The 19,311-nt window shown below is 74.6% G+C and carries 15 protein-coding genes, 1 tRNA gene and 1 pseudogene; 3 read left to right on the top strand and 14 right to left on the bottom strand.

All coding sequences use genetic code 11. From position 1 onward, the window contains the following. The first annotated feature begins 1,070 nt into the window (after positions 1-1,070). Together ACWIX3_RS15500 and ACWIX3_RS15495 are read left to right on the top strand one after the other, a co-directional pair. On the top strand, positions 1,071-1,451 hold the full coding sequence (locus tag ACWIX3_RS15500; RefSeq protein WP_448608243.1) for a helix-turn-helix domain-containing protein: 381 nt from the start codon (positions 1,071-1,073) through the stop codon (positions 1,449-1,451). Positions 1,452-1,652: 201 nt separating this feature from the next. Then, a complete protein-coding gene (locus ACWIX3_RS15495; RefSeq protein ID WP_448608242.1) occupies positions 1,653-2,699 on the top strand; it encodes a tyrosine-type recombinase/integrase in 1,047 nt (348 codons plus the stop codon). A 106-nt stretch (positions 2,700-2,805) separates the two neighbouring features. Here ACWIX3_RS15495 and ACWIX3_RS15490 read toward each other — a convergent pair. The 11 genes and pseudogenes from ACWIX3_RS15490 to xylA all read right to left on the bottom strand — a co-directional run bounded on the left by ACWIX3_RS15490 (position 2,806) and on the right by xylA (position 15,221). Further along, positions 2,806-2,879, bottom strand: a tRNA-Pro gene (locus ACWIX3_RS15490). Between the two features lie 77 nt (positions 2,880-2,956). Beyond that, positions 2,957-3,847, bottom strand: coding sequence for an alpha/beta fold hydrolase (locus ACWIX3_RS15485; RefSeq protein WP_448608241.1), 891 nt, complete (start codon positions 3,845-3,847; stop codon positions 2,957-2,959). A gap of 29 nt (positions 3,848-3,876) precedes the next feature. After that, positions 3,877-5,499 carry a thiol reductant ABC exporter subunit CydC gene (gene cydC, locus ACWIX3_RS15480; RefSeq protein ID WP_448608240.1) on the bottom strand — a complete coding sequence of 541 codons (1,623 nt, stop codon included), beginning with the start codon at positions 5,497-5,499 and terminating at the stop codon, positions 3,877-3,879. Next, positions 5,496-7,154 (bottom strand): thiol reductant ABC exporter subunit CydD, encoded by a 1,659-nt coding sequence (gene cydD, locus ACWIX3_RS15475; protein WP_448608239.1) that lies wholly within the window; start codon positions 7,152-7,154, stop codon positions 5,496-5,498. Before cydD ends, cydC begins: the two co-directional genes overlap by 4 nt. 16 nt (positions 7,155-7,170) lie before the next feature. Continuing rightward, complete coding sequence (cydB, locus tag ACWIX3_RS15470) at positions 7,171-8,205, bottom strand: cytochrome d ubiquinol oxidase subunit II (protein WP_448608238.1); 1,035 nt, start codon at positions 8,203-8,205, stop codon at positions 7,171-7,173. Between the two features lie 2 nt (positions 8,206-8,207). Further along, the gene (locus ACWIX3_RS15465) at positions 8,208-9,632 is read right to left on the bottom strand and encodes a cytochrome ubiquinol oxidase subunit I (RefSeq protein ID WP_448608237.1); all 1,425 of its coding nucleotides are present in this window, start codon (positions 9,630-9,632) and stop codon (positions 8,208-8,210) included. 179 nt (positions 9,633-9,811) lie between these two features. Continuing rightward, positions 9,812-11,182 (bottom strand): annotated as a pseudogene (gene der, locus ACWIX3_RS15460) (ribosome biogenesis GTPase Der); the annotation flags it as partial. 46 nt (positions 11,183-11,228) lie between these two features. Further along, entirely contained in the window at positions 11,229-11,963 is a 735-nt protein-coding gene (gene cmk / locus ACWIX3_RS15455) for a (d)CMP kinase (RefSeq protein WP_448608236.1), read from the bottom strand. Between the two features lie 74 nt (positions 11,964-12,037). After that, entirely contained in the window at positions 12,038-12,400 is a 363-nt protein-coding gene (gene aroH, locus ACWIX3_RS15450) for a chorismate mutase (protein ID WP_448608235.1), read from the bottom strand. Between the two features lie 170 nt (positions 12,401-12,570). Next, positions 12,571-14,031 carry a xylulokinase gene (locus ACWIX3_RS15445; RefSeq protein WP_448608234.1) on the bottom strand — a complete coding sequence of 487 codons (1,461 nt, stop codon included), beginning with the start codon at positions 14,029-14,031 and terminating at the stop codon, positions 12,571-12,573. Further along, positions 14,031-15,221 (bottom strand): xylose isomerase, encoded by a 1,191-nt coding sequence (gene xylA, locus ACWIX3_RS15440; protein ID WP_448608233.1) that lies wholly within the window; start codon positions 15,219-15,221, stop codon positions 14,031-14,033. The genes ACWIX3_RS15445 and xylA overlap by 1 nt, the downstream gene beginning before the upstream one ends. Before the next feature lie 67 nt (positions 15,222-15,288). Between xylA and ACWIX3_RS15435 the strand changes: the two genes are divergently transcribed. After that, on the top strand, positions 15,289-16,473 hold the full coding sequence (locus ACWIX3_RS15435; RefSeq protein WP_448608232.1) for an ROK family protein: 1,185 nt from the start codon (positions 15,289-15,291) through the stop codon (positions 16,471-16,473). Here ACWIX3_RS15435 and ACWIX3_RS15430 read toward each other — a convergent pair. From ACWIX3_RS15430 to ACWIX3_RS15420, 3 genes are all read right to left on the bottom strand, one after another. Beyond that, entirely contained in the window at positions 16,470-17,312 is an 843-nt protein-coding gene (locus ACWIX3_RS15430) for a pseudouridine synthase (protein ID WP_448608231.1), read from the bottom strand. The genes ACWIX3_RS15435 and ACWIX3_RS15430 overlap by 4 nt on opposite strands. A 250-nt stretch (positions 17,313-17,562) precedes the next feature. Further along, a complete protein-coding gene (scpB, locus tag ACWIX3_RS15425; RefSeq protein ID WP_448608230.1) occupies positions 17,563-18,396 on the bottom strand; it encodes an SMC-Scp complex subunit ScpB in 834 nt (277 codons plus the stop codon). Between the two features lie 73 nt (positions 18,397-18,469). Then, a complete protein-coding gene (locus ACWIX3_RS15420) occupies positions 18,470-19,276 on the bottom strand; it encodes a segregation and condensation protein A (RefSeq protein WP_448608229.1) in 807 nt (268 codons plus the stop codon). Positions 19,277-19,311: the final 35 nt, after the last annotated feature.

Raw genomic sequence — 19,311 nt, 5'->3', positions numbered from 1 at the left:
CCCGGAGCCGGAACTGCCGTACTGCTCCTGTAGGGCATGGGCGTCGACGGTGACGTCGGGACAGGAGTTGTGGAGCGGGAAGCCAACGGGGTGACGTAGATGAGGGCGGCGGTACGACCCGACCGGTCCGACGTCACCCCGATCGGCGCCACTGGCCGTCGCTGACGACGCGACTCCCGGCCCTGCTGGACGGCCGGCACTCTGGCCGAGCAGCACGCCCCGCCAGGAAGCGCACCGATCCCGGCGCGAGCGGTAACGCGCCCCGCTGACGCCCGCGCGGCATGCCGTCCGGCAGCTGACCGCACCTCTCTGTCCCCTCCGTCGTCAGCTACTCGTCACAACGGATTGCGCAGTCCTGGGTGCATGAGGTGTGTCAGCTCGTGATCTTGCCCAATTGGGTAGCGGAACCGGGGCTGCGGGCGAGGATCGACTACGCAGCCGACGGTCGACGAGGCGGCGCTGCGGAGGCCCGTGGCAGGTTTCAGGTCGCACTGCCGCGGAGGCGACTTGCCGAGGAGTGTCAGGACGCCCTGACCGAGGACGTGTCCGAAGTTCCCCACCGGTTCACGACTCCACTGGGCTGGTGGACGCCGCACCCCGTCCGCGTGGCCCCGCAACGGACGCAGGTCTGCCGCTATTGGAGACGGCGGATACGCAGCAGGCCGCGCTGCGCGACGGTGACCGTGCCGGCGAGCGTGGTCAGGTTGTGACCGGCGACTACCTCCGCGAGCGCAGCGGCCACGGTCCGCGCCGACTGATTACAGTCAGACGGGCGCAGCACCAGGAGGCCGGCGTGCCTACCTGGCGGGTGCGCCCGGATGTCGCCCCGGGTGATCGGGCGGTCACCGGTCGCAGCGCAAGCATGGAGGGTCCGGCTCGACGAGGTCCGCACGCTCACATGTCACCGCCCGAGTCCCTCGACGTACCGGAGGAAGACCGGAGACACACCAGAGCCCACCGGAGGACGAGGGACTCGAAGGACGCCGCCCCTCGGTGATCGAGGCCCTGGACTGCAGGAGAACCGGAGAAAAACAGGAACTCCGCCATGAAGTGTCACCAATCGGCCGGAAATGGCGCCTTCTCCAGGTGGGCTGCCGCGCCGAACGCCGGCGCACGAGGCCGGCCGACGAGGAGGGCGACACATGGGCGACACTCATCGACCTCGGGAGCCCGTGTCCAGCGACCCGCTGCTGCTCACACCCGAGGAGGCCGCCGAGGCTCTCCGCGTTGGCCGCACCACGATCTACGCCCTCATGAAGGCAGGCGACCTGCGCTCAGTGCACATCGGCCGCAGCTGCCGCATTTCCCGCGCCGAGCTCGAGCGCTACGTGCAGCACCTGCAGGCTCCCCCACCGCCTCAGCCGGCCCGGACGCGCTCTCGACGCAGAAGAACCAGCACGGATCAGGACAGGCTCTTCGACGTTGTCCACAGTCGGCCGGAACGGCCCTGACCTGTGGATCCACGACGGCCCACGTCGGCCCGACCGCAGACACTCGTCGCCTGGTGACGGCGAGAGGGGCCGGTGGTGAGTCCACGGACGCCGCGGAGCGGGTCCTCGGCGAAGCGTCGCGGCAACAGGGAGGGATCCACGCCGCGACGCCGACCGGACGGGCGCTGGCAGATCAACGTCCGGGTCACCGACGACCTCGGAGTGGCCACCCGTCACACCGTCTACGGCGACACCCCCCAGGAGGCGCGTGACAAGGCGGCCGCGATCCGGCGGAGGGTGGCGGACGGGCAGCCCGCCCGGGACCGCAGACAGACGGTCGCGGCCTTCGCTCAGCACTGGATCGACACCACGCTGCAGGCCTCCGAGCGCAAGCAGACGACCAAGGTCATGTACGCCGGCGTCGCTCGGACGCACATCCTTCCCAGCCCCATCGGGCGCCTGACCCTGGACAGGGTCCGGCCGTCCCACGTCGAGGGCTGGGTGGTGGAGCTGCGCGGCAAGGGCCTGGCCGAGTCGACCGTCCGCTCGGCGTACACGATCCTCCGCGCTGTGCTGGACACCGCCGTCCGCGACGGTGCGCTGGCGTCCAACCCGGCGGCGGTCATCCGGCGGCCGAAAGTGACCAGCAGGGAGGCCGCCCACCTGACCACTGCCCAGGTCGCCGACCTCCTGCGTGCGGCTGAGGGCACCCGATACGCGCCGCTCTTCGCGTTGCTCGTGCACACCGGCCTGCGCCGCGGTGAGGCACTGGCACTTAGGTGGGCGGACGTCGACCTGGAGAAGGGCCTCCTACGTGTGCGAGGCACGCTCGCCCGCGTCCAGAGACGCCTGGTGGTCACCGAGCCGAAGACGGCGAGGTCCAAGCGCTTCGTCCCGCTCTCCGCACCGGCCGAGCGACTGCTCCGGGACGTCCGGGCCACCCAGGACGACGAGCGGCGCCGGGCCGGCTCGGTCTGGCAGGAGACCGGGTTCGTGTTCACCACCGTGACCGGCGAGCCCTGCGACCCACGCAACGCCCTGCGAGCACTCAAGGTCGCCGCCGAAAAGGCCGGGCTCCCGCACGCCGGGCTGCACACCCTCCGGCACTCGGCGGCCAGCGTGATGCTCATTTCCGGCGTCCCGCTCAAGGTCGTCTCGGAGATCCTCGGCCACTCGTCGATCGCCATCGCCGGCGACGTCTACGGACACGTCGCGCCCGACGTCGCGCGCGGCGCGATGGACATCCTGGGCGCTGCCTTCGGCGAGTGAGGGTGACCTAACGGTGGTCACAATGGTGGTCAGGCGCCCTCCGGAAGCGGTCAGGGGCCGTTCCGGATCTCTCCGGACACGGCCCCTGAGCTGCGGTTTCCCGCTGTCGGGCTGACAGGATTTGAACCTGCGACCCCTTGACCCCCAGTCAAGTGCGCTACCAAGCTGCGCTACAGCCCGAGCGCCGGGCGGCTCACACCGCCCGGACGCTTGCGTGTAGCAGGTTACCGCACGCGGGATCGCGCCCCGACCGGTGGTCAGCTGCCCGCGCTCACCGGATCCCGGTCGCCGGCCAGCACCCCGCGCAGCCGGTCAGCCACCGCGTCGACGTCCGAAGGCGGGCCGTAGCCGGCGTCGAGGAAGCTGCCGTGGTCGCCGGGGAACTCGACCACCGCCGTCCCGAGCCGCTCCGCCAGCGCCTTCCCGCCGCGGTGCGCGAGCTCCCCCGCCGAGCCGACGCCGACCGCCACCACGATCCGGGTCGAGGCCCGCCGCAGCGCCTCGACGTCGTGCTCGTACGACGTGCAGGTCAGCAGGTTCTGGGCGAGCAGCACGTCGTCCCGCGAGCCGTCGTCCCCGGTCGGCAGGCCGAACGTCGCGGGGTCCGGCCCCGGCTGCCGGAGGTAGTCGTCGGTCACCGGCCCCGTGTGCATGACCAGCCGGATGAACTCCGCCATCCCGGCGCCGTACCCGGCGCGCACGTACGTCTCGTGCACGCGCTGGTTGGCGGCCAGCGCGGGCTCGCGGTCGGGCAGCAATTGCACCGCGGGCGGCTCGTGCGCGACGAGCGTGCGCACCTGCTCGGGGTGTCGGGCGACGAGCACCAGCGCGTTGACCGCTCCCCCGCTGCTGGCGAACACGTCGACCGGCCCGGCGTCCAGTGCCTGGATCAGCCGGGACAGGTCGTCGGCGTGCTCCTCGGGCGTGGACTCCGCCGCACCGTCGGTGCGCCGGCTGCGCTCGGCCCCGCGCGGGTCGTACGTGACGACCGTGCGATCGGGGAAGCAGTCGGCCAGCGAGGCGAACCCGGAAGCCGCCATCGGCGAGCCGATGAGCAGCAGCGGCGGCTGGTCGCCGCTCCCGGGGCGGACGTCGTAGGTGAGGACGGCGCCCTGCGTCTCCAGGGTGTGCGTCTGCGGTGCGCTCATGACCGTGAGACCGGCCGCGAGCGCCGGACTCATCGGTGCGGGCCGTCGAGGTCGACCACCCGCCACCGGGCGTCCAGCGCGGCGGCGTCGTGCGTGACCAGCAGCACCGCGCGGGCGTCGCGGGCGAGCAGGTCCAGGACGCGGGCCGCCAGCGCGGCGTCGAGGTGGGCGGTCGGCTCGTCGAGCAGCAGCACGTCGACCCGGCTGAGCAGTGCCCGGGCGAGCGAGACGCGGGCGCGCTCGCCGGCCGACAGGCGCTCCCCCGCCTCCCCGACCCAGCCGTGCAGGCCGGGGTCGGCGAGGAGGCCGTCCAGCCCGACGTCGGCCAGGACGGCGGCCAGCTCCCCGTCGGGAGCATCGTGGCGGCCGAGACGGAGGTTGCCGGCCAGGGTGCCGCCGAGCACCTGGGGCGACTGGGCCGACCAGGCCACGCGGGACCGGACGCCGTCGAGGGCCAGGTCGCGCAGGTCGGTGCCGCCCAGGGTGACCCGCCCGGCGTCGGGGTCCCGCACGCGCAGGGCCAGGCCGAGGACGCTGCTCTTGCCCGCGCCGCTGCGCCCGGTCAGCGCCACCTTGGCGCCGTCCGGCACGGCGAGGTCGAGGCCCGCCACCGCGGCCTCCCCCGCGCCGGGGTACCGCAGGGTGACGCCCTCGAGGCACAGCGCGGACCCGGCAGGCAACGGCCGCGGCGCATCCGGGTCGGTCACCGCGGGACGCAGCTCGCCCAGGGCCCGCACCCGCTCGGCGGCGGCCCGCATCCCGCCCGCCGCGCTCCACGCTCCGCCCAGCCCGCCGACGGCCTCGAAGGCCCCGAGCACGCCGAGGGCGCAGGCCGCGAGGAGCAGCGGGCCGGTCGTCCCCGCGGCGACGTCCGCCCCGACCAGCCAGAGCGCCGCCACGAGCCCCAGGCCGGGCACGCCCTCCCGGCAGACCGTGGTCACCGCGGTGAGCCGCGCCGCGGCCCGCTCGGCCTCCTCCTGCCGGAGGAGGGAGTCGTCCAGCGCGCGCAGGGCCGTGGCACCGCCGTCGCCGCTCAGGTGGTCGGCCAGGCCGCGCACCAGGTCGAGCGTGTCGGCCGCGACGGCGGCATCCGCCAGCGCCGCGGCCACCGCCGCCCGCCGCCCCGCGCGGGCCGCGGCGGCGGGCACCGCGACGCCGAGGACGAGCAGCAGCCCGGCCAGGACGGCGGCGGTGGCCGGCGACACCAGCGCGGTCAGACCCACCGCCGTCGCGCCGGCGAGCACGGCGACCCCCGCGGGCACCACGAGGCGGGCGACGACGCCCTGCAGCTCGTCGACGTCGGTGCGCACCCGCGACAGCAGCTCGCCGCCCCGGGCGCCGGTGAGCGCGGCCGGCGCGAGGGGGGTCAGCCGCTCGAGCAGCCGGCCGCGCACCCGCGCGACCACCCGGAGGGTGACGTCGTGGGTGACCAGCCGCTCGGCGTAGCGCAGCGCGGCCCGGGCGACGCCGAACAGGCGCACGCCGGTGATGAGCGGCATGAGGACCAGCAGCGTCGAGGGCCGCTGCGCCGCTCCGGTGATCAGCGCCCCGGACGTCGCCAGCAGCGCGGCGCCGGACAGCACGGTGAGCGCCCCCAGGACGACGGCGAGCGCCGTCCGCGGGCTCCCGGCCGACGCGAGGACCTCCCTCACCGCGGCACTGCCGCCCCGCGGACCGCGCCGTCCTCGATCACCACGACCCGGTCGTGCAGCGCCAGCGGTGCGGTCCGGTGGGTGACGGTGACGACGGTGCGCCCGGCCGAGAGGTCGTCGAGGGCGGCGAGCACCGCCGCCTCGGTGGTCTCGTCGAGCTGGCCGGTGGGCTCGTCGAGCACGAGCAGCGCGGCGTCCGCGACGAACGCCCGGGCCAGCGCCAGGCGCAGCCGCTCCCCGCCCGAGAGCCGGGCGGCGTCCTCGCCCAGCGGTGTCGCCCCGGCCTGCGGGAGCCGGCGGACGACGTCGAGCAACCCCGCCCGGGCCAGCGCCTCCTCCACGTCGGCGTCGCTGGCGCCGGGTCGCCCGAGCCGCACGTTGTCCGCGACGCTGCCCGGCAGCAGCCACGGGCGCTCCGGCACGTAGGCGACCCGGGCCCGCCAGCTGTCGGGATCGAGTTCGGCCAGGGGGACGCCGTCCACCAGCACGCTGCCCTCGTCGGGGACGGCGAAGCCGAGCAGCAGCCGGGCGAGGCTGCTCTTGCCCGCGCCGCTCGGCCCGACCAGCGCGGTCCGCGACAGCGGCGGCAGGTCGAGATCGACGCCGTCGAGGGCGACCCGCTCGCCGTACCGCAGGGTGACCCCGCACAGCTCGACGTGCGGGACCCCCGCCGGCGCCGGTCGGGTGCCGCGGTGCGGTTCGGGGGCGTCCAGCAGCGCGAACACCCGCTCCGCGGCCGGCGCCCCCTCGAGGCTGGCGTGCCGGTCGGCCCCCAGTGCGCGCAGCGGCGCGAAGAACTCCGGCGTCAGGAGCAGCACGAGCAGCGCGCGCTGCAGGGTCAGGTCGCCCTCGAACAACCGCACGCCGACGGTCACCGCGACCAGGGCCGTGCACAGCACCGCGCCGAACTCGAGCACGAAGCCGTTGAGGAACGCCGTCCGCAGCAGCCGCATGGTGCTCCGCCGGTGGGCCTCGCTGACGTCGGTGAGCCAGCGGGCGCTGCTCCGCGCCCGGCCGTAGGCGACGAGCGTGGGCAGCACCCGCAGCGTGTCGACCAGCGCGGCGCCGAGCTGGGCCAGCGTCTCCCACTGGGCGCGGGACGCACGGGCGGCCAGGGTGCCGGTCAGCCACAGGAACAGCAGCACCAGCGGGCCGGTCAGCACCAGGAGGGCGCCGGCGGCGGGGTCGAGCACCAGCACCGTCGCAGCCACCAGCGGGGGGACGACAGCCGCTGTCACGGCACCGGGGAGCAGCCGCCCGACGACGCCGTCGAGCCTGCCGACGCCTTCGGTGACGGTGGTGACCAGCTCCCCCGCCCGCTCGCCCGCCACGGTGCCGGGGCCGAGGACGAGGAGCTTGCGCAGCAGCGTCGCCCGCAGCGTCCGCCGGACCCGCGCGGAGGCCCGTGCCGCCGCCCGGTCGCGCACGCCGGCCACGGCGGCGCGGGCGCCCCAGGCGGCCAGGACCCCGGCCAGGGGACCGGCCAGTGCGCCCGGTGTCCCGCCGTCCTCGACGACCGCCGCCACGAAGGCCGCGACCAGCGCCCACTGCACGACCAGCAGCCCCCAGGTGAGCAGCCCGAGCACCCCGCACACCAGCACCAGCCGCCGCGGACCGGGCAGGGTCAGCAGGCGTGCAGCGGGACCGTGGGCCATCAGGAGCGGTGGGCCATCAGTAGCCGTGGGTGAGGGCGCCCTCGTCAGGGCGGACGCGCTCCCGGAAGACGTAGTAGTTCCAGATCTGGTAGCCGATGATCAGCGGCAGGAAGATCCCGCCGACCCACGTCATCAGCACCAGCGTGTAGTGCTGGCTGGCCGTCTCCTCCAGCGTGAGGCCGAAGTCCGGGTCGAGCGTCGAGGGCAGCACCTCGCCACGGGTGTACAGGGCGATGAACACCGTGACGGTGGCGAACAGGATGGTCAGGCCGCTCATGGTGAACGCCAGGGTGTCCCGGCGGCGCGACAGCGCCAGCCAGATGCTGGCCAGCGTCAGGAAGGCCGCGACCGGGAACACCCACGGCAGCACGCCGAAGTCCTCGAACAGGTCCTCGGTGACGTAACCCATGACGACGAACGCCACGATCGCCACCGTCGCCAGCGCCCCCCACCGCAGCGCCGCCGTGCGGGCCCGCACGTACAGGACGGTGTCCCGGTGCAGGCGCAGCAGCAGGAAGTTCGCGCCGTGCAGCGTGAACAGCAGCAGGGTCGCCAGTCCCCCGACGATCGAGAACGGGGTGAACATCTCGGCGAAGCCGCCCTCCACGCGGCCCTCACGCCCGACCGGCAGCCCCTCGATGATCTTGGCCATGATCACGCCCCACAGGAACGACGGGACGACGCTGCCGCCGAAGGACATCCAGTCCCAGAACGAGCGCCACCGCTCGCTGTCGACCTGGTTGCGGTACTCGAAGGAGACGCCGCGCAGCAGCAGGGCGAGCAGGATCAGCACGAACAGCGGGTACATGCCGCTGAAGACCGCGCCGTACCAGACCGGGAAGGTGGAGAACATCAGCCCGGCGGCGGCGATCACCCAGACCTCGTTGCCGTCCCAGAACGGCCCGATGGTGCCGGTGAGGGCCCGCTCCTCCGCCTCGGTGCGCGCCAGCGTCGGCCGCAGGATGTCGACGCCGAAGTCGAAGCCCTCCAGGAAGAAGTACAGGGTGAAGGCCAGCGCGATGAGCCAGAACCACAGCGTGACCAGGTCCACCGTCAGTCCCTCCTCTCGTACCCCTGGAACCCTGCACCCTCGTAGTCCGGCGCCGGCGCGGCCACGAGCTGGGCCTCGGGCCGGCGGTGGATCCCGGCCCGGGCGGTCACCGACAACAGGTAGACGTCGAGCCCGATGAGCGCCAGGTAGACCACCCACAGCCCGATCAGCCCCGCGAGCACCTCGCCGGCGGTGTTGGCGCTCACCCCCTCCTCGACGGTCAGCAGGCCGTAGACCATGAACGGCTGGCGACCCATCTCGGTGACCATCCAGCCGGTGAAGTTGGCGATCCAGGGCAGCGGGATGAACAGCACCAGCGCCCGCAGGAACCAGCGGGTGGTGTCCAGCCCCTGCCGTCGCCGCCACCAGAGGAACAGCCCGAGGAACGCCGTCGCCAGCAGCAGCGAGCCGATGGCGACCATGGTGCGGAAGGACCAGTACACCCACGCGACCGGCGGGACGTAGTCGCCCTCCCCGTAGAGCTCCTGGTACTCCTCGTTGAGCGGGATCAGCCCCTCGTAGCGGCCCTCCAGGCTGTTGTAGGCCAGCACCGACCCGACGTACGGGATCTCCACGTTGAACGAGTTCCGCTGGCCCTCCTGGTCGATCACCGCGACCAGCGACCACGGGGCCGGCGAGTCCGACGTCTCCCACTGGGCCTCCATGGCCGCGAACTTCATCGGCTGGTCCTCGCGCGCGACCTGGGCCTCGGTGTGCCCGCTGACGACCGAGAACACGGTGCCGATGGCGGCGAAGACCAGTCCGAGCCGCAGCGACCGGGAGTAGACGTCGGTGTCCTGCCGGCGCAGCAGGTGGAAGGCGCTGATGCCCAGGACGAAGAAGGCGGCGACGACCCAGGCGCTGCCCTGCACGTGCGCGAAGTACAGCCAGGCCTTGTAGTTGAAGACGACGGCCCCGAAGTCGGTGAGCCGCGCCTGGCCCTCGACCACCTCGTAGCCGACCGGGTGGTGCATCCAGGCGTTGGCCAGCACGATCCAGAACGCGCTGATCTGCGTGCCGATCGCGACCAGCCAGATGCTGCCCAGCCGCATCCACGGCTTGAGCCGGTCCTTCCCGAACCACCACAGCCCGATGAAGGTGCTCTCGAGGAAGAACGCCATCAGCACCTCGAGCGCCAGCGGGACGCCGAAGATGTTGCCGACGAAGTTGGAGTACTCGCTCCAGTTCATCCCGAACTGGAACTCCTGCACGATCCCGGTGACCACGCCCACGGCGAAGTTGATGAGGAAGAGGTGACCGAAGAAGTTGGTCATCTTCCCGTAGACGTCGCGCCGGTCCTCGCGGAAGAAGGCGATCGTCTCCATCACCGCGATCAGGAACGCCAGCCCTACGGTGAGCGAGACGAAGAAGAAGTGGAAGATGCTGGTCGAGGCGAACTGGAACCGCGAGAGCTCCACGACGTCCACGCGCACCACCTCGCTCCGGAGGCCGGGGACCGGGAGGAGGCGCGGGGCTGACGCCAGGGCGGCGGGCGTCCGGGTGTCCGGGTGTCCGGGTGTCCGGGCACCAGACTCGCACGCGACGGAGGGGGTGGCACGCCGAGCAGGCGCCCACCTGCGGACGGGCCGACCCACCCGATCCCTGGTCAGCCCCTCGGCTTCTCGCTCCCCCGGCCCTCGCGGACCTTCACCGAGATCTCGATCGGCGTTCCGTGGAAGCCGAACCGCTCACGCAGCTTGCGCTCCAGGAACCGCCGGTACCCGGCCTCCAGGAAACCGGTCGAGAAGACGACGAACCGCGGCGGGCGGACGTCGGCCTGCGTGACGTACTTGATCTTCGGGGCGCGGCCACCGCGGGCCGGCGGCGGCGTCTCCTGCACCAGTGCCCGGACGTAGGTGTTCAGCTCCGCCGTCGGCACCCGCATCTCCCACGAGGCCAGCGCCTCGCGCAGGTGCTGGGCGAGCTTGTCCACGCCCCGGCCGGTCCTGGCCGAGATGTTGACCCGCGACGCCCACCTGACCCGCGCCAGGTCGCGCTCGATCTCGCGCTCCAGCTGCAGACGCCGGTCCTCGTCGAGGGTGTCCCACTTGTTGAAGGCGATGACCAGCGCGCGGCCGGCCTCGATCACCTGGGTGATGACCCGCTGGTCCTGCTCGCTGACCACCTCGTCGGCGGCCAGCAGGACGACGGCGACCTCGGCGGCCTGGATGGCGGCCTCGGTGCGCAGGCTGGCGTAGTACTCCATGCCGCTGGCGGTGTTGACCTTCCGCCGCAGCCCCGCGGTGTCGACGAACCGCCACTCCTCGCCGCCCAGGGTGACGATCGAGTCGACCGGGTCGACGGTGGTGCCCGCGACCGAGTCGACGACGGACCGCTCGTCCCTCGCCAGCCGGTTGAGCAGGCTGGACTTGCCCACGTTGGGCCGGCCGACCAGCGCCACCCGGCGCGGGCCGCCCTCCTCCTCCTGCTCGCGCGGGGCCTCGGGCAGCGCCTCGAGCACCAGGTCGAGCAGGTCGCCGCTGCCCCGGCCGTGCAGCGCGCTGGCCGGCTGCGGCTCGCCGAGGCCCAGCGACCACAGCTCGGCGGCGTTGGACTCGCTGCGCTCGTCGTCCACCTTGTTGGCCACCAGGATCACCGGGCGGTCGCTGCGGCGCAGGACCCGCGCGGCGGCCAGGTCGGTGTCGGTGGCCCCCACCTGGCTGTCGACGACGAGCACGATGACGTCGGCGGTCTTCATCGCGTACTCGGCCTGGCGGGTGATCGAGGCACCGAGGCCGCTGGCCCTGGGGTCCCAGCCGCCGGTGTCGACGACGGTGAAGCGCTTGCCGTTCCACAGCGCCTCGTAGGCGATGCGGTCGCGCGTGACGCCCGGGGTGTCCTGGACGACGGCCGCGCGGCGGCCCAGGATCCGGTTGACCAGCGTGGACTTGCCGACGTTGGGCCGGCCGACGACCGCGACGACCGGCAGCGGCCCGGTCTGCTCGGTCATCCGTCCTTCTCGCTGGCGCTCGTCGTACGCACGACCGGCGGTGCTGTGTCCCTGCGTGAGCTCGCGAGCTCGCTCACGACGCCGCCCCCACCGTCTCCAGCGCCAGCTCCACGACCCGGTCGACGACGCCCTCGCGGTCGAGGTGCGTGCTGTCGACGACCACGGCGTCCTCCGCCGGGCGCAGCGGGCTGTCGACGCGGCTGCTGTCGTACTCGTCGCGGCGGCGCAGGTCGGCGGCGAGCTCGGCGATCTCGTCGGGCGTGGTGAGGCCGAGCTGGGCGGCGCGGCGCTGGGCGCGGGCCTCGGGAGCCGCGGTCAGGTACACCTTCAGCGTCGCCTGGGGCAGGACGACGGTGCCGATGTCGCGACCCTCGACGACGACCGCATCGGCCGCCGAGACCAGCGCGCGCTGCTGGTCGACCAGCCGGCGGCGCACCGAGGGCACCGCCGAGACCGCCGACACCGCGCGGGTGACCTCCGGGCCGCGGATGCGGACGGCGACGTCCACGCCGTCGACCTGCACCAGCTCGGTGTCGGCCGCCGTGCCCACCTCGATGCGGGCGGCGGCGACGGCGGCGGCCACGGCGTCGGCGTCCTCCGGGTCCACCCCGGCGTCGAGGACGGCGACCGTCGCGGCGCGGTACATCGCGCCGGTGTCCAGGTAGGCGGCGCCCAGCCGGCCGGCGACGGCCCGCGCGACGCTGGACTTGCCCGTCCCCGACGGGCCGTCCAGGGCGACCTGGCCGGTGAAGTGCGCACCCACTGGGCGATCGCCGCGCACGGTGGCGTCCGCTCGTCCCTCGCTCATGGCAGCCTCCTCGCCGGCGCTCGTCGGCCGCATCCGCGACGCTGCAGCGTCCATCCGGGAGCTCGCGAGCTCGTTCACTGGGCGATGTCCCGTCGCAGCGCCACGGCCCCGCGCAGGTACACGTGCTGCACCTCGGCGCGCGGCCGGTCGGTCTCCACGTGCGCCATCAGCCGCAGCACCCGGGGCAGCGCGTGCGGGACGCCGATCTCGGTGGCGCACATCAGCGGCACGTCACCGAAGCCGAGCTCGCGCGCGGCCAGCGCCGGGAACTCCGAGACGAGGTCGGGGGTGGCGGTGAACAGGATGCTGATGACGTCGTCGTGCTCCAGCTGGTTGCGCTCCATGACCGCGGTGACCAGCTCACGCGTCGCGTCGAGGACCAGCTCCCGCTCGTCGGCGTCCACCTGTGTCGCGCCGCGGATGGCTCGGACGGCCACTACCACTCTCCTCGATCGGTGCGGGCTCCGGATCGCCGTGCCCCTCGGTCGAGTCTAGGGACCGCCCGTCGGAGCCCGCCGTCCGCGCCCGGCCCACCCCGGATCAGCGAGCTCGGTTCGGGATAACGGCGGTCCGGCGGCTGCACTGCCCCGCTGCCGCGCGATGCCGGTCAGCGCAGCCGCGGCGCGGTGAGCTCGCGGACCTCCGCGTAGCGCTCGCGCACCTGCGGCACCGGGTCGGCCTCGTGGACCTCGGTCGTCGCGCTCGGCCAGACCGGAGGGGTGTCGCCGCCGGCGAGCACCCAGGCCGCCTGCCGGGCGGCACCGTCGGCCACGTACTCCCCCGGGGGTGGGACGAGCACCGGCACGCCGAGGACGGCGGGGGCGATCCTGCGGATCGCCTCGGAGCGAGCACCGCCGCCGATGAGGAACACCCGTCGCACCGGCGTCCCCCCGGCGGCCACGGCCGCGAGCCCGTCGGCCAGCCCGCAGAGGAGGCCCTCGACGGCCGCCCGCGCCACGTGCGCCGGGTCGCCGGTGGACAGGGTGAGGCCGTGCAGGGACCCGGTGGCGTACGGCCGGTTCGGCGTCCGCTCGCCCTCCAGGTAGGGCACGAGCACGAGGCCGCCCGCGCCGGCCGGCGCGGACAGCGCCAGCCGCGACAGCTCCGCGTGGTCGACCCCGAGCAGCCGGGCGGTCGCGTCGAGCACGCGGGCGGCGTTGAGGGTGGTGACCAGCGGGAGGAAGTGCCCGGTGGCGTCGGCGAACCCGGCGACGGTGCCGGTCGGGTCGGTCATCGGTGTGGTGGAGACGGTGGAGACCACCCCCGAGGTGCCGATGGAGACGACCACGTCGCCGGGCTCGGCGTTGAGGCCGAGCGCCGCGGCGGCGTTGTCCCCCGTGCCCGGGCCGAGCACCGCTCCCCCGTCGCCGGTGAGGGCGCCGGAGGCGACCGTCCCGGCCGGCTCGGCCGGGTCCAGCACGCGCGGCACGACGGGGGTGCGCCCGAAGGCCCGCTCGAGCAGGTCGAGGCGGTAGTCGCCGGTGATCGGCGACCAGTAGCCGGTGCCGCTGGCGTCCCCGCGGTCGGTGACGAGCGCGTCCAGGCCCTGCCGGCCACCCGCCGACCCGCCCGCACGACGCCCCGCCAGCTCCCACGTCAGCCAGTCGTGCGGCAGGCACACCGCTGCGGTGCGGGCGGCGTTCCCGGGCTCGGACTGCGCCAGCCAGCGCAGTTTGGTGACCGTGAAGGAGGCGACCGGCACGAGGCCGACGGCATCGGCCCACGCCCGGCCACCGGCCTCCGGCCCGCCGAGCTCGGCCACCAGGTCGGCCGCGGCTGCCGCCGAGCGGGTGTCGTTCCACAGCAGCGCCGGGCGGACCACCGCGCCGTCCTCGTCGAGGCACACCATCCCGTGCTGCTGCCCGCCGACGGCGACGGCGGCGACGTCGCCGAGGCCGCCGGCCTCGGCGATGGCCGCTCGCAGCGCCGTCCGCCACGCGGCCGGGTCGACCTCCGTGCCGTCGGGGTGCGGCGCCCGGCCCTCCCGGACCAGGCGACCGCTCTCCGCGTCGCGGACCACCACCTTGCACGACTGGGTCGACGAGTCGACCCCCGCGACCAGAGGCATCAGCGGGCGCCGAGCAGGTGCTCGACCGCCAACTGCGAGAGCCGCACCTGGCCGCCCGGACGAGCACCTGCGACCTCGGCGTCGAAGTCCTCGAAGGCCGCGCGGTCGGCCAGCAGGTCCTCGTACGACTCGCCGTCGGCCAGCGTCGGCTGCGCCAGCTCGGGCACCTGTGCCGCGGCCAGCGCCTCCTGGACCTCCGGGTCGGCGCGGAAGGCCGCCGCGCGCTCCTTGAGCAGCAGGTAGGTGCGCATGTTCGCCGCCGCCGAGGCCCACACGCCGTCGGCGTCCTCGATGCGCAGCGGCTTGTAGTCGAAGTGCCGCGGCCCGTCGTAGGCCGGCCCGCCGTCGACGCCACCGTGCTCGAGCAGGTCCACGGTGGCGAAGGCGGACAGCAGGTCCCCGTGCCCGAAGACGAGGTCCTGGTCGAACTTCGGGCCGTGCTGACCGTTGAGGTCGATGTGGAAGAGCTTGCCCTGCCAGATCGCCTGGGCGATGCCGTGCGTGTAGTTGAGGTTGGCCATCTGCTCGTGGCCGACCTCGGGGTTCAGGCCGACCAGGTCGGCGTGCTCCAGGGTGGAGATGAAGGCCAGGGCGTGCCCGATGGTGGGCAGGAAGATGTCGCCGCGCGGCTCGTTCGGCTTGGGCTCCAGGGCGAACCGCAGCCCGTAGCCGCGGTCCTCCGAGTACTGGGCGAGGGTGTCGATGCCCTCGCGGTAGCGGTCGAGCGCGGCGCGCAGGTCCTTCGCGGAGTCGACCTCGGTGCCCTCGCGCCCGCCCCACAGCACGTAGGTCCGCGCGCCCAGCTCGGCGGCGAGGTCCATGTTCCGCATGACCTTGCGCAGCGCGTAGCGGCGGACGCCGCGGTCGTTGGCGGTGAGCGCGCCCTCCTTGAACACCGGGTGGGTGAACAGGTTGGTCGTGGCCATGGGGACGACGAGGCCGGTCTCCTCCAGCGCCGCCTTGAACCGCTCGACGTGCTTCGCGCGCTCGGCGTCGGCGCTGCCGAACGGGATGAGGTCGTCGTCGTGGAAGGTGACGCCGGCGGCACCCAGCTCGGCGAGGCGGTGCACGCTCTCGACCGGGTCGAGCGCCGGGCGGGTGGCGTCGCCGAACGGGTCACGGGCCTGCCAGCCCACCGTCCAGAGGCCGAAGGTGAACCGGTCGTCCTTGGTGGGCTGCGGCGCGCTCATGCGATCTCCCTCGATCTGGTTTTGTTCTGCCGTAGAACATAAAGCAGCTCGCCGCTAGCCTCAAGGGGTGCGGACGGCGGAGGAGACGGGTGCGCGGCAGTCGACGCTGCGCAGGTCCAACCTGGCTCTCGTGCTGCGCACCGTGTGCGCCGCCGACGGGCCGCTGTCGCGGGCGGACGTCGCCGTCCGCACCGGGACGACGCGGGCGACCGCCGCCCGGCTGGTCGACGAGCTGGTCGCCGGAGGGTTGCTCGACGAGGGCGAGCGGCTGGCGCTCCCCCGGCGTGGCCGCCCCGCGACCCCGCTGCTCCCCGGCGCCCGGATCGGCGCCCTGGGCCTGCAGGTCGACGCCGGGCTGCTCGCCGCGCGGGTGCTCGACCTGCGCGGCCGGGTGGTGGCCGAGCACGTCGAGGACGCCGACCTGGTTGGCAGCGACCCGGCGCGCACGCTGGCCCGGCTGGGGGCGCTCACCGGCGCGCTGCTCGACGGTCCGGCCGGGGAGCTGCGGCTGGCCGGTGCCGGGCTGGCGCTGTCCGGCCTGGTGGACGGCGAGGTGCTCCTGCGCGCGCCGAACCTCGGCTGGTCCGACGTCCCCGCCGTCGACCTGCTGGCCCCGCACCTGCCCGGCGGGCTGCGCCCGGCGCTCGGCAACGAGGCCGACCTGGCCGCGCGGACCGTGGCCGAGACCGCGCCGGGGCGCCCCGGGCCGCTGCGCGACTTCCTCTACGTCTCCGGGCAGATCGGCATCGGCGGTGCCGCCGTCCTCGGCGGGCGGGTGGTGGCCGGCAGCGCCGGCTGGGCCGGCGAGGTGGGGCACGTCTGCGTGGACCCCGAGGGGCCGGCCTGCCGTTGCGGCTCCACCGGGTGCCTGGAGCGGTACGCCGGGCGGCACGCCCTGCTCGCCGCCGCCGGGCTGCCGCTGGACACCCCGCCGGCCGAGGTCGTCGACCGCGCCGAGGACGCCGACGTGCGGCGCGCCCTGGACGCCGCAGCCCGCGCGCTGGGCGTGGCGCTGGCCGGCGTCCTCAACGTGCTGGACCTGCCGGCCGTCGTCCTCGGGGGGCACCTGGCCGCGCTGGCCGAGCCACTGCGCCCCCGGCTGGAGGAGCTGCTCGGACGGCGGGTGCTGTCGGCGCGCTGGCGCCGTCCGGTGGTCGAGGCCGTTCCCGGTACGCCGGCCGCGGGCGCGACCGGTGCGGCGCTGCGGGCGCTGGGCGACGTGCTGGCCGACCCGGTGCGCCGGCTGGCCTAGAGGCCCACGGCCTCCTCGAGCGCGCCCACCTCGGCGCGGCTGAGCCGGCGGATCGACCCGCTGCGCATGCGCTCGAGCTTGACCGGCCCGACGGCGGTGCGGGTCAGCCGGGACACCGGCAGCCCGACGTGCGCCAGCAGCCGCCGCACGATGTGCTTGCGGCCCTCGTGCAGCACCACCTCGACGACCGACTGGCCGGCGTGGGTGTCGACGACGCGGAACGAGTCGACCTTGACCGGGCCGTCCTCGAGCTCCACCCCGGCGCGCAGCCGGCGAGCCATGTCGCGCGGGATCGAGCCCGACACCTGCGCCAGGTAGGTCTTCTTGACCTCGTAGGACGGGTGCGCCAGCCGGTGGGCGAGCTCGCCGTCGTTGGTGACCAGCAGCAGGCCCTCGGTGTCCTGGTCCAGCCGGCCGACGTGCACCAGACCGGGCGCCAGGTCGCCGACCATGTCGCCGACGGTCGGGCGGTTGCGGTCGTCGCTCATCGCGGTGATGACGCCGGCGGGCTTGTTCAGCGCGTAGGTGACCCGGTCGTCGCGCAGCTCGATGCGGACGCCGTCGACGGCGATCTTGTCCCGCTCCGGGTCGACCCGCATGCCCTGCACGGTGACCGTCTTGCCGTTCACGCTGATCCGGCCCTGGTCGACCATGTTCTCCACGACGCGGCGGGAGCCGACCCCGGCGCGCGCGAGGACCTTCTGCAGCCGCTCACCCTCCGCCGCGGCGTCGGTGCGGGCGCGGCCGCGGTCGCCGGGGTGGGCGGGGGCGAGCTCCATGTCCTCCGACCACCCCTCGCCGGGGCCGGGGGTCGTGTCGTCGTGCGGGGCGGTGTCCATCGCCGCCAGTCTCCCACCCGGCGTCCCGTCGTCCCCCCGGGCGGGCGGACGTCGCCCCGAGGGTCGCCCGGCAGGCGCTCAGGCCGACTCCCGCGCCGTTCCTGCCGTCCTCGCGCCGGCGCAGCGGCGCGAGGACGCCGGGACCCGCGCGAGGGTCCGGGATTGCCGGGTCCGCCGGCGGTCTGCCGGTGCCCGGCCCCGTCCCGGGGCCCGCCGCGAGCCTGCGAGTGGCGGGGCAGAGGGTCCTTCCTCAGGCGTCGGGGTGCTCGTCCAGCACGGACGACGTCTCGGGCAGCAGCGGCCCGAGCTCCGGGAGCTCGTCGAGGCTCTCCAGCCCCAGCCGCTCGAGGAACAGCGGGGTGGTCGCGTACAGCCCGCCGCCGCTGTCGGGGTCGGTGCCGACCTCGGAGACCAGGCCGCGGGAGACGAGCGTGCGCATGACGCCGTCCACCCCGACCCCGCGGATCGCCGACACCCGTGCGCGGGTCACCGGCTGCCGGTAGGCGATGACGGCGAGGGTCTCCAGCGCCGCCTGGGTGAGCCGGCTGCGCTGCCCGTCGACGAGGTAGCGCTCGACGACGCCGGCGTGCTGCTCGCGGCTGTAGAGCCGCCAGCCCTCCCCCACCCGGCGCAGCGTGATGCCGGCGCCACGGCGGTCGTAGTCCTCGGCGAGCTCGGTCAGGAGGGTCCGCACCTGCGGCACCGGGCAGCGCAGCGCACCGGCCAGCGTCACCTCGTCGACCGGGCTGTCGACGACGAACAGCAGCGCCTCCAGCCCCCCGCGCAGCGCGGCCGGATCGAGGTCGGGGTCGGGCTCCGGCTCGGCCTCGGGCGCCGGCTCCGGCTCCGGGTCCGGCTCGCGCGACGGTACGGCGACGGGCGGGGCCAGCGGCGCGGGCTCCTCGACCGGGGCGGGTTCGGCCACCGGTGCCGGCCGCTCGGCGACGCGGGCGGCGAGCTCCGCGGCGACGGCGTCCCAGGTGGCGGGGTCGGCGTCGTCGCGCCGCTCGGCCTCCTCGCGGGTGGCGGCCAGCTCGGCGGCCAGCGCGTCCCACGAGACGGGCGGCCGCTCCCCCTCGCTCACGCGTCCTCCTCGCCGGCGCTCGTCGGCCACGCGCGCGGCGCTGCTGCGTCCCCGCGTGCCCTCGCGAGCTCGGTCACGTGTACTCCCCGTCGACGAGGACCTCGGGTCCGGCATCCGCGCCGCCCACCCAGCGCACGTGCAGCTCGCCGAGCGGGGTCAGCTGGTCGAACACCACCCGCTGCTGGCGGTAGAGCTCCAGCAGGGCGAGGAACCGGGCCACCACCTCGAGGGTGTGCCCGCAGTCGGCGGTCAGCGCGCGGAAGCTCGACGTCCCGGCCGCCATGAGCTGGTCGCGCAACAGCAGGAGCTGCTCGGAGACGCTCACCGGCGGCGCGTGCAGGTGCGAGACGCCGACCGTGGGCGGCACCGTGGGGGTGAGCGCCCTGGTCGCCAGGGCCGCGAACTGCTCGGGGGTCACGCCGAGCAGGACCTCGGGCAGCAGGTCGGCGAAGCGGGGCTCGGGTGCGACGTCGCGGGGGTACCTGCGGACGGCGTCGGCCTCGCGGCCCCGGAGGAAGGCTGCTGCCTGCTTGTAGGCGCGGTACTGCAGCAGCCGGGCGAAGAGCAGGTCGCGGGCCTCGAGCAGCTCGAGGTCCTCGTCGTCCTCCACCTCGGCGGCGGGCAGCAGCCGGGCGGCCTTGAGGTCGAGCAGCGTGGCGGCGACGACGAGGAACTCGCTGGCCTGGTCGAGGTCCAGCTCGTCGCCCATGGCGTCGAGGTGCGCGATGAACTCGTCGGTGACCTGCGACAGCGCGATCTCGGTGACGTCGAGCCGGTGCTTGCCGATCAGTTGCAGCAGCAGGTCGAACGGGCCCTCGAAGTTCGTCAGCCGGACGGTGAACCGCCCGCTGCCGACCGCCGAGGTGTCCGTCGCACTCACACGGTCAGCTTAGGAGCGGTCACCGACGGTGGCGG

The organism is Geodermatophilus sp. URMC 60, assembly GCF_053502585.1.
Note: the sequence above shows the minus strand (reverse complement) of the source record. Positions and strands in the feature narration are given on the sequence as shown.

Coding starts and splice junctions, on each gene's coding strand:
- ACWIX3_RS15445 (WP_448608234.1), bottom strand. CDS start 14,031: ATGCCTCTGGTCGCGGGGGTCGACTCGTCGACCCAGTCGTGCAAGGTG.
- cydD (WP_448608239.1), bottom strand. CDS start 7,154: ATGGCCCACGGTCCCGCTGCACGCCTGCTGACCCTGCCCGGTCCGCGG.
- ACWIX3_RS15485 (WP_448608241.1), bottom strand. CDS start 3,847: ATGAGCGCACCGCAGACGCACACCCTGGAGACGCAGGGCGCCGTCCTC.
- ACWIX3_RS15500 (WP_448608243.1), top strand. CDS start 1,071: ATGGCGCCTTCTCCAGGTGGGCTGCCGCGCCGAACGCCGGCGCACGAG.
- ACWIX3_RS15430 (WP_448608231.1), bottom strand. CDS start 17,312: ATGGACACCGCCCCGCACGACGACACGACCCCCGGCCCCGGCGAGGGG.
- cmk (WP_448608236.1), bottom strand. CDS start 11,963: ATGAGCGAGGGACGAGCGGACGCCACCGTGCGCGGCGATCGCCCAGTG.
- xylA (WP_448608233.1), bottom strand. CDS start 15,221: ATGAGCGCGCCGCAGCCCACCAAGGACGACCGGTTCACCTTCGGCCTC.